An 11,318-nucleotide genomic window follows, 5' to 3' on the forward strand; every position below is an offset into this window, starting at 1 on the left:
GGCGCCGGGCGCCGGGGCATCGGGGGCGGCCGAAGCCGCTGCGCCCACCTCGGTTTCAATGACGGCGACGGGGGCCCCTACGGCCACAACCTGGCCTTCCTGTACCAAAATCTCAGCCAGGGTGCCGGCGTGGGTAGCGGGTACTTCGGTGTCTACTTTATCGGTGGCCACTTCCAGCACCGATTCGTCTTGCTCGATGGCGTCGCCGACTTGCTTGAGCCATTTTAAGACGGTGCCTTCCATGATGGATTCGCCCATCTTGGGCATCGTCATTTCCACTCGTGCCATAAGCTGCGGGGGTGTTTTGGGGTAAGGGGTGGGGTGGGATAGAGAGGCCGCAAAGGTAGCCAGAAAGCCAACGCCCCCGGTGCGCCGTGCGCCGGGGGCGTTGGCCGGGCGTGGGGCGCACGGCTGAGGCCCTGGGTTGGGGCCCCAGCCGTGCGCCCCACGCCCGGCCGAAGTAGGAATAAAACTTTCCATTCCGACGCAGGAAGAAGCTGCATGAAATCAGCCGAGGATAATACTCCGATTCCTTCTGCTCCGGAATGGCCGCCTTTTATTTGGGTAGCGCCTTAGTCAATGGCCAGCCGCGGAATGTCCTCCTCGCCCAATTCGTCGTCGGCCGCGGCGGTGGCCGGGGCGGGGCGGGAGGTAGTAAAGCAGATGCTGCGGTTCGAGGCGTACTTGTTGGTGGGGTCGTTGATGATGATGACGTGGCCAAACGTGCCGAACTCTTTGCCCTGCCAGAGCAGCGTTTTCTTGCGGCCCAGCGCTGGCTGGTTCAGCACGTCGGCGTAGATGAAGCGGCCCCCGCCGGGCCGGGGCTTGGCGTAGAGTACCGTGGCTTCGGTGTTGCCGGTGCACGGCGGCGAGCACGCGGGCAGGGCCAGGGCCCCGGCGCAGAGCAGCCCGCGCCCAGCGGCGCGCCAATGGTTGAGCAGGTTTTGCATGGCCAAAAATAAGGGGCGGCGCGGGCCTACGCCTGGCCCGTGAGCCGCTGCCACAGCAGCGCCAGCACCGACTGGGCCGTGTAGGTAATGTTCAGGGCCCGGCCGCGGTCGAAGCTAATCTGCCGCGTTATGGTGCCCTGGGCATCGGCCACGGCGAAGCAGATGGTGCCCACGGGCTTGTCGGGGCTGCCACCGCCGGGGCCCGCCACGCCGCTAGTAGCCACGGCCACGTCGGCGCCCAGGCGCTGGCGGGCCCCTTCGGCCATGGCCCGCACAGTGGCTTCGCTCACGGCGCCACTTGCAGCCAAGGTTTCGGAAGGTACGTTCAGTTCGCTCATTTTTAGATCGTTGTGGTAGGCTACCACGCTGCCACGGAAATAACCCGAGCTGCCCGGCACACCCGTGATGCGGTGCGCCACCAGGCCCCCGGTGCAGCTCTCCGCCGTGGCCAAGGTCAGGCCCTTGGCCAGCAGTAGCTGGCCGATGGCTGCCTCCAGGGTCGTTTCCTCTTCGGCAAAAATGTAGGAGCCCGCCCGCTCGCGGAGCGCCGGCAGCAGGGCCAGCATGCGGCCGCGCAGGTCGGGCTGGCCGTCGTCCGAGCCGGTCAGGCGCAGGCGCACGGCCCCCAGGCTGGGCAGGTAGGCCAGCTTGAAGTTGGGTGGCAGGGCGTCTTCCCAGTCGGCAATTTTCTCGGCCAGGTACGACTCGCCGATGCCCACGGTCATCACCACCACGTGCTCGATGGGGGCAATTTCGAACCGCTCGCGCAGGCGTGGCAGCACCTGGTCGGTCATTAGCTTCTTCATTTCGAAGGGCACGCCGGGCATGCTCACGAACACCGTGCCCTGGTCCTCGAACCACATGCCTGGGGCGGTGCCCACGGCGTTAAACAGCACTTGGCAATTGGCCGGCACCAGGGCCTGCTGGCGGTTCACGTCGAGCATGGGCCGGTTGTAGCGCTTGAAGAATTCGGTGACGTGGGCCAGCGTGGGCTCGTCCATCACCAGCTCGCTGCCGAAGTAGCGGGCCAGCACGTGCTTGGTTAGGTCGTCCTTGGTGGGGCCCAGGCCGCCGGTGATGAGCACCACCCGGGCTCGCTGCCGGGCCTGGTCGAGGGCCCCCACAATCTCGTCGGCGCGGTCGGACACCGATGAAATCTGGCGCACACGCAGCCCGATTTTGGCCAGCTCCTGGCCCATGAAGGCCGAGTTGGTATCAATGACCTGGCCGTAGAGCAGCTCGTCGCCGATGGTCATGATTTCAACGTCGGGCGGGGCGGGGCGGGGGGCGGTAGTGGGCATGAACGGGCGGGCACGGGCCCCAGGGAAAAGAAGATAAAAACGAATTTGGCGGGAAAATTGCGTCACTTTGTAGCCGCGCCGGCACTACGACAGCCACAACGGCTGCCGGGTTTTCCCGCCGCCCTTTTTTTATTGCCATGGCTACCCGCTTTGCTACCCTTTTACTAACCGCTGGCTTGCTGGCCGCCGTCCCCGCTGCCCGCGCCCAGACCGCCAAAACCACGGCTGCCAAAACCGCCGCCGCCAAAAAAGCTGCTGCCACCAAGGCGGCCGCTGCAAAAGCCGCTGCCGCCAAAGCCGCGGCCGCCAAAATCGCCGCTGCAAAAGCTGCCACGCCCGCCCCGGCCCCCGTGGCCCCGCTCACCGAAGCCGAAGCCAGCGCCGGCATCAAGGATGCCCTCACCAAGGGCGTGACCAAGGCCGTGGAGTTTGCCTCGGAGAAGGACGGCTTTAATACGAACGACGACATCCACATCCCGTTCCCGGAGGACATGCTGCTGATGAAGAGCACGCTGGGCCGCCTGCCGGGCATGAGCACGGTGATGTCGACGTTCGAAACCCAGCTCAACCGCGCCGCCGAGGCCGCCGCGCCCAAGGCCAAGGACATCTTCCTCACCGCCCTCACCAACATTAGTCTCACCGACGCTTTGAGCTTGGTCACGAGCGGCTCGACGGATGCGGCCACGCAGTTCCTGCGCAAATCGACGGAGGCCCAGCTCGTGGCGGCTTTTAAGCCCGACATCACCGCGGCCATCAGCCAGGTGGGCGCCGAGGCCGCCTACACCAAAATGACCACCCAGTACAACCGCATTCCGCTGATGACGCCGGTGCAAACCGACCTCTCGGCCTACACTACCCAGAAGGCCGTGGACGGTATTTTTATCCTCATGGCCCAGGAGGAAGCCAAAATTCGCCGCAACCCCGCCGCCCGCACCACCGACCTGCTCAAGCGCGTGTTCGCCACTAAGTAAAGATTTGTTTAGGGCCCCCGCGTAAAAAAGCCCGGCTGCGCTGTGCAGCCGGGGCTTTTTTACGGGCCGGAATGTTTGGTAACGCCACCGGGGCCCTAAAAATCGTCGTTGTCGAAGCTGCTGCGCCCGCCGCGGGGCGAGCTAAACTCGTCATCATCGTCATCGTCGGCAAAGTCATCATCTTCGTCGTCGAGCGAGCCAAAGCCGCTGCGCTCGGCGCTGTCGGCATTGTCGGCGTTTTCGGCGGCCACGTGCTCGGCTTCGGTCATGCCGGCCAGGTCCAGGGCCTCGTCGTGGCTCGAACCCGTGTCAAGCCACATCAGGTAGTCGGCGTACTTGGCCGACAGTTGGTCTTCGGGGTTGCCCAAGGCCTTGGCCCCGCCCTGGGCGGCGTAGGAATCGAGGGTGTCGTCGTCGTCGAGCAAGTCGTCCTCCAGGTCGTCGTCGTGATCAATCATGGCCGGGGCGGAATAAAATAAGGGTGGAAGATAAAAGCAGTAGCGGCGGCGAAGATACGCGCCGTAGCAAAACGGAGTTTCCCCAGAAAGCGGGTTTGGGACCCCGGAAGCAATGTTTTTTTAAGAATAGTATTATTAGCCGCGCCGCAGCGGTGGGCCACGGTGGCCCAGCAATCGAGAAAACGCGCCAGCGCCTAGCGCGGCCTGGGCCCCTGGAAGTCCGTCACCAGCAGTTCCGCGTCGCAAAAGGCGTACTCGGCTGGCACGTTGGAGCTGAGCAGCACCGTGCGCCCGGCGCGGGTGGCGCGCACGTGCTCCTGGAACCAGGCCGCGCCGGTGGCGTCGAGGTTGGTGGTGGGCTCGTCGAGCAGCAGTAGCGGCGCGTCGGCGTACAAGGCCAGACCCAGCTTAAGGCGCTGCTTCATGCCCGACGAGAACTCGCGCACCAGCCGCTGCCGGGCCCCCTCCAGGTACATAATGCCGATGAGGCCATCAATGGAAACGCCTGGCCGCAGCGGCTTGAATTGGGTATGGAAGCGCAGCAACTCGGTCAGCGTCAGCTCCTCCAGCAGGTCGAGGTAGGGCGCCGCGTAGGCCAGGTGCCGGGGCACGGCCTCCACGGCCAGGGGCTGGCCGGCCAGGGTATAGGCCAGGGTGCCCTCGGTGGGCAGCAGCTGGCCCGATAAGGTGTTGAGCAGCGTGCTTTTGCCGGCGCCGTTGGGCCCCAGCACGGCCGTGGCGCTGCCGGGCCGAAAGGTGCGCGTGAGGCCCCGGTAAATCCAGTCGCGCTGGAAGCGCTTACCCAAGCCGGTGGCGTCAATCTGCAAGTGAGGTATTAGTTGTCAGTTGCTGGTTGTCAGCGTGTTGATAAACTACTGACTGATAACCGAGAACTAGGTTCATCTAATCGGCACCCTCGTCGAGGCCTTTTTTGCCGGGGCCCTTGATAATGCCGCGGCTGGCGGCCCGCACAAACGCCACGGCCAGCGCGCGCTGGGCCGAAGCGGGCACCTCGGCCTCGATGCGGGCCAGGGCTTCCTGGGTGTTTAGGCCGCTCAGAAACACGATGCGGTACAGGTCCTGAATTTCCATCACCTGCTGCTCGCTAAAGCCGCGGCGGCGCAGGCCCACTGAGTTCACCCCGGCGTAGGTAAGGGGTTCGCGGGCGGCCTTCACGAAGGGGGGCACGTCTTTCCGCACCAGCGAGCCGCCGCCGATGAAGGCGTGGGCCCCCACGCTCACAAACTGGTGGATGGCCGTCATGCCGCCCAGAATGGCCCAGTCGCCTACCTGCACGTGCCCGGCCAGCTGCACGGCGTTCGAAATCACGCAGTGGTCACCCACCACGCAGTCGTGGGCCACGTGCACGTAGGCTTGCAGTAGGCAGTGGGCCCCCACCACGGTGCGGCCGCGGTCCACGGTGCCGCGATTCACGGTCACGCATTCGCGCAGCACGGTGTAGTCGCCCACGTGGGCGGTGGTGTGCTCGCCGGCAAACTTGAGGTCTTGGGGAATGCCCGACACCACGGCCCCCGGGAAAATCTGGCAGTGGGCCCCGATGCGGGCCCCGTCCATGATGCTGACGTTGGGCCCCACCCACGTGCCTTCGCCAATTTCCACGTCCGCGGCAATGGTGGTGAAGGGCTCAACGGTAACGCCGGGGGCCAGGCGGGCGTTGGGGTGAATGTGGGCGAGGGGTGAAAGCATTCTACTCAATTAACAATTAACAATGAGCAATTAACAATTATCAGCCAGCGAACAAGCGGTTGTCAAAACGCAATTGCTCATTGTTAATGGATAATTGTTCATTGAAGCTACGCGTTGTCTTTGCGCACGATGGCGGCGCTCATCTCGGCGTCCATCACCACTTTGCCGTTCACGAAGGCCTGGCCTTTCATTTTGGCAATGCCGCGCTTGACCGGGGCTAGCAGCCAGCAGTGGAAGATGACGGTGTCGCCGGGAATAACCTTCTTGCGGAAGCGGCAGTTTTCGATGCCCAGGAAATACTGCCAGTAGTTTTCAGGATCGGGCACGGTGTTCATTACCAGAATGCCACCGGTTTGGGCCATGGCCTCCACCTGCAACACGCCGGGCATCACCGGGTTGCCGGGGAAGTGGCCCTGGAAGAACTGCTCGTTCATGGTGATGTTCTTCACCGCCGTCACCATCTGCGCGTCCAGATAAATCACCTTGTCGAGCAGCAGAAACGGGTAGCGGTGGGGCAGCACCTGCATGATGCGGTTGATGTCCATCACCGGCTCGCGGGCGGGGTCGTACACCGGCACGGGGTTGGTTTTCACCTCCAGCATCTTCTTTTTGATCTTCTTGGCGAAGGCCACGTTGGCCGCATGGCCGGGCCGGGCCGCCAGAATCTGTCCCTTCAGCGGGCGGCCCACCAGGGCGAGGTCGCCCACGAGGTCGAGCAGCTTGTGGCGGGCGGGCTCGTTCTTGTAGCGCAGGTCCACGTTGTTGAGGATGCCTTCCTTCTTAACGCTCACGCGGGGCTTGCCCAGCATTTTGGCCAAGTCATTCAACTCCTCGTCGGCCACCACGCGGTCCACCACCACAATGGCGTTGCTCAAATCGCCGCCTTTGATGAGGTTGGACTTGTAGAGGTGCTCTAGCTCGTGCAGGAAGCAAAAGGTGCGCGACGAGGCTATCTCGTTGGCAAACTGCCCGATGTCGGCCAGCGTGGCGTGCTGCGAGCCCAGCACCGGCGAGTTGTAGTCTACCATCACCGTGAGGCGGTAGTCGGAAAGCGGCAGGGCGGCAATTTCCACGCCCCGGGCGTTGTCCATGTACCGGATGGTGTCCGGAATTTCGTAGTAGTTGCGCAGCGCGTTCTGCTCCTCGAGGCCCACACCCTGCAGGGCGTGGATGAACTCGGCCGCCGAGCCGTCCATAATGGGTGGCTCGGGGCCTGAGAGCTGAATGAGCACGTTGTCGAGTTGCAGGCCCACCAGGGCGGCCAGCGTGTGCTCCACGGTGTTCACGCGGGCCCCGTTCTGCTCGATGGTGGTGCCCCGCGAGAGGTCCACCACGTTGTCCACGTCGGCGTCGACGATGGGTTGGCCGGGCAAATCCACGCGTTGGAACTTGTAGCCGTGGCCGATGGGGGCAGGGCAGAAGGTCATCGTGGCCTCCACGCCGGTGTGCAGCCCAATGCCGCGCACCGTCACGGGCGCTTTGATGGTGTGTTGCTTATCGTTCATTCTGGTGAGTTGTCAGGTGCTAACCGCCGGTTGGTGCGCGTAGAAAGGCCGCAAGCCTGGCCCACGAACCACTATTGCCTAGCCCCTAAGGGGCTGCAAAGCTAGGGCTTTTCCGGCGCCTTTGCTGCCTGTTCGAGGCGTTCGACGCGGTGCAGGATTTCGGGCAGGTTGCGGTACACCACCAGCACCCGCTGGCTTTGCTTGAGGTCGAGGGCGGGGCGGCCCTGGAGAATTTGGCCTTCTTGCTTCACCGATTTGTGCACGCCGGTTTGGGCCGCGAGGGTGGTGCGGTTGGCCAGCGTAACGTGGCCCACCACGCCCACCTGCCCACCCAGCAGGCAGTAATCGCCAATTTTCGTCGAGCCCGAAATGCCCGTTTGGCCTGCAATGACGGTGTGGCGGCCGATTTCCACGTTGTGGCCCACCTGCACCAGGTTGTCGATTTTGCTGCCCTCGCCCACCCGCGTCGTGCCCATGGTGGCGCAGTCCACGGTGGTGTTGGCCCCGATGCTCACGTAGTCGCCGAGCACCACGTTGCCGATCTGGGGGATGGGGAGGTAGCTGCCGTCAGGCTGCGGGGCGAAGCCGAAGCCGTCGGTGCCCACCACGGCCCCGGCCTTGACGACGCAGAACCGGCCAATGACCGTATCGGGGTAGATTTTAGCCCCCGCGTGGATTACGCTGCCCTCGCCAATCGTTACCCGGTCGCCGATGTAAGCGTGCGGAAACACCAGCACGTCGGGCCCCAGCCGGCAATCCTCGCCGATGTAGGAGAAGGCCCCGCGGTAGTGCCCGGGCCCTACGGTGGCCGTGGCGGCCAGGTACGACGGCTCTTCCACGCCGCGCTTGCCGGTGCGCGTGGCCTGGGCATAAAATTCGAGCAGCTTGGTAAAGGCCGAGTAGGGGTCGGCCACCCGCACCAGGGCGGCGGCCACCGGGTGGCGCAGCACCAAGTCGGGGCTCACAATCACGGCCGAGGCCTGGGTGTCGTAGAGGAAGTGCTCGTACTTGGGGTTGGAAAGGAAAGCCAGGGCCCCGGCCTGGGCTTCCTCAATTTTGGCCAGGCTGGCCACGCGCCGGGTGGCGTCGCCTTCCACCTGGCCCCCGACGACGTCGGCAATTTGCTGAACGGTAAATTCCATAGGCGGGCAAAATTAGCGGGATTAGCGCTTAGGCGTTGGCTGTTAGCCGTTAGCTCTTCTTTAGCGCAAAAGCTAACGGCTAACAGCCAACGGCTAAGCGCTTAAATAATTTCCTTTGGGTAGCAGATGTAGAACTTGTCCACCCGCTGGCTCAGGGCCCTAATGTTGGGCAGGTCCGAGGCGTCCATCACGTTCACCACCTCGCCTTTTTTGGTGAGGATGTTGATGGGTTCCTGGCTGCGGGCGTCGTAGGCGCTGTTGCTCAGGCGGCCGGCAATCATGAGCAGGGCGGCCTCGGCGGGCGGCAACCGGAAGTGCTCGGCAATGAGCTCCTGGATGCCGAGCTTGAAGTCGTCGTCGAACGGCGTGGGCGCAATCACGATTTTCAGCAGGTTGCGGTTCAACAGGCTCTTGGCCAGGTAGCTGAGCACTACGTCGGGGTGGGCGGCCCAGCCCTTCACCGCCGACCAGATATCGTAGTCATCGAGGTCCACGAAGCGGCTCAGGATTTTGGGGTCGGCGGCGAAGTCGGCCAGCGATACGGCCCGGCCCAGGAAGTAGGCCAGGCAGGGGTTGGCCGGCACCGCCACGCCCTGGCGGGTGAGGTCGCGGGCGCGCTGCACCGTGCGGATCACCATCTGCTCGGCACTGGTCACCGTTTTGTGCAGGTACACTTGCCAGTACATCAGCCGGCGGCTCACCAAAAAGTTCTCGACCGAGTACACGGCTTTTTCCTCCAGCACCAGCTGCTCGTCGGCCACGCGCAGCATTTTGATGAGGCGGTCGGCGCCCGGGCGGCCCTCCTCCACGCCGGTATAGAAGGAGTCGCGGTTGAGGTAGTCGAGCCGGTCCATGTCGAGCTGGCTGCTCACGAGCTGGTGGAAAAACGGCCGGCTGTACGTCCCTTCAAAGATTTCGATGGCCAGCGTGAGCCGCCCGCCGAACGCATCGTTGAGCCGCCGCATGAGGAACAGCGAGAGCTGCTCGTGGGGCACGTCCTGGAAAATCGCCGTTTCCAGGGCGTGCGACAGGGGCCCGTGGCCGATGTCGTGCAGCAGGATGGCGGCCAGCGCGGCCTCGCCCTCGGCGGCCGAAATAACCACGCCCTTGTCTTTGAGGGTGCGCAGGGCCAGCTGCATCAGGTGCATGGCCCCCAGCGCGTGGTGGAAGCGCGTGTGCAGGGCCCCCGGGTACACAAACCCCGTAAGGCCCAGCTGCTGGATGCGCCGCAGCCGCTGGAAGTACGGGTGTTCGATGAGGTCGAACAGCAGCTCGGTGGGGATGGTGACGAACCCGTACACCGGGTCGTTGAAAATCTTTTTCTTGTTCACGGGCAAAACGGGCGCATTGGGCCCCACAAAAGAACGACGCGGGGCCCAACTACCGCCACTGGGGCACCGGCCGCTGCCCTTTGGGGCCCCCGGGCGCCGGGCGCGCCGGCCCGGACGAAACAACCCAACCGCCGGTTTTTCGGTACTGTTGAGCGATTACGCGCCGCGCCGGGTACTTATTCCGGCGCGTTTGCCGTTAAGCTTTCTGCGGGCCGCTGTTGCGGCGCGCGGCAACACCCGCGGCGGGCCCCAGGGCCCCCGCCCAAGTTCCTATTACCTATGCAAACCACGATTCTCTGGGCCGACGACGAAATTGACCTGCTCAAGCCCCACATTTTATTCCTTAAAGAGAAAGGCTACGACGTGACCCCCGTGAACAGCGGGGCCGACGCCATTGAGGAAATTCAGGAGAAGACCTACGATTTAGTGTTCCTCGACGAGAACATGCCCGGCCTCACCGGCCTGCAAACCCTCACCGAAATTAAGGCCATTCGCCCCACCGTGCCGGTGGTGATGATCACCAAGAGCGAGGAGGAACACATTATGGAAGAGGCCATCGGCTCGAAAATCGCCGACTACCTCATCAAGCCCGTCAACCCCAGCCAGATATTGCTGTCGGTGAAAAAGGTGCTCGACAACAAGCGCCTGGTGACCGAAAAAACCAATTCGGGCTACCAGCGCGACTTCCGCCAGCTGGGCATGCAGCTTTCCGACCGCCTCTCGCCCGCCGAGTGGGCCGAGGTGTACAAGAAGCTGGTGTACTGGGAGTTGGAGATTAACGAAACCGAAGGCAAGAGCATGGCCGAGGTGTTCAACATGCAGAAGGACGAGGCCAACACGTACTTCGGCCGCTTCATCACCGAGAGCTACGAGGACTGGGTGAACGGCGACGACAAGGACGCGCCCCTCATGTCGCACCAGCTCTTCAAGGAGCGCGTGTTCCCGACGCTGAAGGCCACCGGCGACACGCCCGTGTACTTCGTGCTGATCGACAACCTGCGCTACGACCAGTGGAAGGTGCTCGAGCCCATCATCAACGAGCTGTTCACAGTGGACAGCGAGGAGATGTACTACGCCATCCTGCCCACCACCACGGCCTACGCCCGGAACGCCATCTTCTCGGGCATGATGCCGAGCGAGATTCAGAAGAAATACCCCAACCTGTGGGTAGACGACCAGGACGACGAGGGCAAGAACCTGCACGAGGCGGAGTTCATGGAAATCAACTTCCAGAAGAACAACCAGAAGTACCGCCACAGCTATAACAAAGTGACCAACTTGCAGGCCGGCAAGGACTTGCTGGGCAAGATGAGCAACCTGCACAACAACTACAAGTGCAACGTCATCGTGTACAACTTCGTGGATATGCTCTCGCACGCCCGCACCGACATGGCGATGATTCGGGAGCTAGCAGCCGACGAATCGGCCTACCGCAGCCTCACCCGCTCGTGGTTCCTGCACTCGCCGCTCTACGAGATGCTGCAAGTCATTGCCGAGAAAAAGGGTAAGCTCATCATCACCACCGACCACGGCACCATCCGCTGCAAGCGGCCCTACAAAATTGTGGGCGACCGCAACACCAACACCAACCTGCGCTACAAGCACGGCCGCAACCTGGGCTTCGACGAGTCGCGCGACGTGTACGTGGTGCGCAAGCCGGAGCGCATTTTCCTGCCCCGCGAGAACGTGAGCACCGCTTACGTGTTCACCGTCGGCGACTATTTCTTCGCCTACCCGAACAACTACAACTACTACGTGAACTACTACAAGGACACGTTCCAGCACGGCGGCATCTCGCTGGAGGAGTGCATCATTCCCTATATCACGCTCACGGCCAAGGGCTAAGGGTAGCTATTAAATTGAAGATTATGAAAAATTTCCTGCTTGCCGGGGCCCTGGTGCTGGGCCTGTCGGCCACGGCCCGCGCCCAAACCGCGCCGCCGCCCGCCGCCA

11 protein-coding genes are annotated in these 11,318 nt (G+C 63.4%); 2 read left to right on the forward strand and 9 right to left on the reverse strand.

Features of this window, described 5'->3' with window-relative positions; genetic code table 11:
* The 3 genes from BEN49_RS05085 to BEN49_RS05095 form a co-directional block, all read right to left on the reverse strand.
* Positions 1-288: biotin/lipoyl-containing protein (locus tag BEN49_RS05085; protein WP_317040397.1), on the reverse strand; the 288-nt coding region annotated here is incomplete at its 3' end.
* A gap of 284 nt (positions 289-572) precedes the next feature.
* On the reverse strand, positions 573-950 hold the full coding sequence (locus tag BEN49_RS05090) for a hypothetical protein (protein ID WP_070741667.1): 378 nt from the start codon (positions 948-950) through the stop codon (positions 573-575).
* A gap of 26 nt (positions 951-976) precedes the next feature.
* Entirely contained in the window at positions 977-2,251 is a 1,275-nt protein-coding gene (locus BEN49_RS05095) for a competence/damage-inducible protein A (RefSeq protein ID WP_070741671.1), read from the reverse strand.
* 137 nt (positions 2,252-2,388) lie between these two features.
* Between BEN49_RS05095 and BEN49_RS05100 the strand changes: the two genes are divergently transcribed.
* Entirely contained in the window at positions 2,389-3,222 is an 834-nt protein-coding gene (locus BEN49_RS05100; protein ID WP_083325792.1) for a DUF4197 domain-containing protein, read from the forward strand.
* Positions 3,223-3,317: 95 nt separating this feature from the next.
* Here BEN49_RS05100 and BEN49_RS05105 read toward each other — a convergent pair whose 3' ends face one another.
* The 6 genes from BEN49_RS05105 to BEN49_RS05130 form a co-directional block, all read right to left on the reverse strand.
* Positions 3,318-3,680 (reverse strand): hypothetical protein, encoded by a 363-nt coding sequence (locus BEN49_RS05105; RefSeq protein ID WP_070741674.1) that lies wholly within the window; start codon positions 3,678-3,680, stop codon positions 3,318-3,320.
* Positions 3,681-3,874: 194 nt separating this feature from the next.
* Entirely contained in the window at positions 3,875-4,507 is a 633-nt protein-coding gene (locus tag BEN49_RS05110; RefSeq protein WP_070741677.1) for an ABC transporter ATP-binding protein, read from the reverse strand.
* 76 nt (positions 4,508-4,583) lie between these two features.
* Positions 4,584-5,387, reverse strand: a complete 804-nt coding sequence (gene lpxA, locus BEN49_RS05115; RefSeq protein WP_070741680.1) for an acyl-ACP--UDP-N-acetylglucosamine O-acyltransferase — start codon at positions 5,385-5,387, stop codon at positions 4,584-4,586.
* A gap of 107 nt (positions 5,388-5,494) precedes the next feature.
* Entirely contained in the window at positions 5,495-6,892 is a 1,398-nt protein-coding gene (locus BEN49_RS05120; protein WP_070741683.1) for a bifunctional UDP-3-O-[3-hydroxymyristoyl] N-acetylglucosamine deacetylase/3-hydroxyacyl-ACP dehydratase, read from the reverse strand.
* Between the two features lie 101 nt (positions 6,893-6,993).
* Positions 6,994-8,034 carry a UDP-3-O-(3-hydroxymyristoyl)glucosamine N-acyltransferase gene (gene lpxD / locus BEN49_RS05125; protein WP_070741686.1) on the reverse strand — a complete coding sequence of 347 codons (1,041 nt, stop codon included), beginning with the start codon at positions 8,032-8,034 and terminating at the stop codon, positions 6,994-6,996.
* 101 nt (positions 8,035-8,135) lie between these two features.
* Positions 8,136-9,365: an HD domain-containing protein gene (locus BEN49_RS05130; protein WP_070741695.1), complete on the reverse strand. Its 1,230-nt coding sequence runs from the start codon at positions 9,363-9,365 to the stop codon at positions 8,136-8,138.
* A gap of 279 nt (positions 9,366-9,644) precedes the next feature.
* On the opposite strand from BEN49_RS05130, the gene porX reads away from it, so the two are divergent.
* Entirely contained in the window at positions 9,645-11,210 is a 1,566-nt protein-coding gene (porX, locus tag BEN49_RS05135; protein ID WP_070741689.1) for a T9SS response regulator signal transducer PorX, read from the forward strand.
* The last annotated feature ends 108 nt before the right edge of the window (positions 11,211-11,318 follow it).

The sequence above is a fragment of the Hymenobacter coccineus genome, from assembly GCF_001816125.1.
In the GTDB taxonomy this organism is placed as follows: Bacteria; Bacteroidota; Bacteroidia; order Cytophagales; family Hymenobacteraceae; genus Hymenobacter; species Hymenobacter coccineus.

What these genes read in the sequence shown, in the direction of transcription:
- BEN49_RS05090 (WP_070741667.1), bottom strand. Translation starts at nt 950, where the DNA reads ATGCAAAACCTGCTCAACCATTGGCGCGCCGCTGGGCGCGGGCTGCTC.
- BEN49_RS05095 (WP_070741671.1), bottom strand. Translation starts at nt 2,251, where the DNA reads ATGCCCACTACCGCCCCCCGCCCCGCCCCGCCCGACGTTGAAATCATG.
- BEN49_RS05100 (WP_083325792.1), top strand. Translation starts at nt 2,389, where the DNA reads ATGGCTACCCGCTTTGCTACCCTTTTACTAACCGCTGGCTTGCTGGCC.
- BEN49_RS05105 (WP_070741674.1), bottom strand. Translation starts at nt 3,680, where the DNA reads ATGATTGATCACGACGACGACCTGGAGGACGACTTGCTCGACGACGAC.
- lpxA (WP_070741680.1), bottom strand. Translation starts at nt 5,387, where the DNA reads ATGCTTTCACCCCTCGCCCACATTCACCCCAACGCCCGCCTGGCCCCC.
- BEN49_RS05120 (WP_070741683.1), bottom strand. Translation starts at nt 6,892, where the DNA reads ATGAACGATAAGCAACACACCATCAAAGCGCCCGTGACGGTGCGCGGC.
- lpxD (WP_070741686.1), bottom strand. Translation starts at nt 8,034, where the DNA reads ATGGAATTTACCGTTCAGCAAATTGCCGACGTCGTCGGGGGCCAGGTG.
- porX (WP_070741689.1), top strand. Translation starts at nt 9,645, where the DNA reads ATGCAAACCACGATTCTCTGGGCCGACGACGAAATTGACCTGCTCAAG.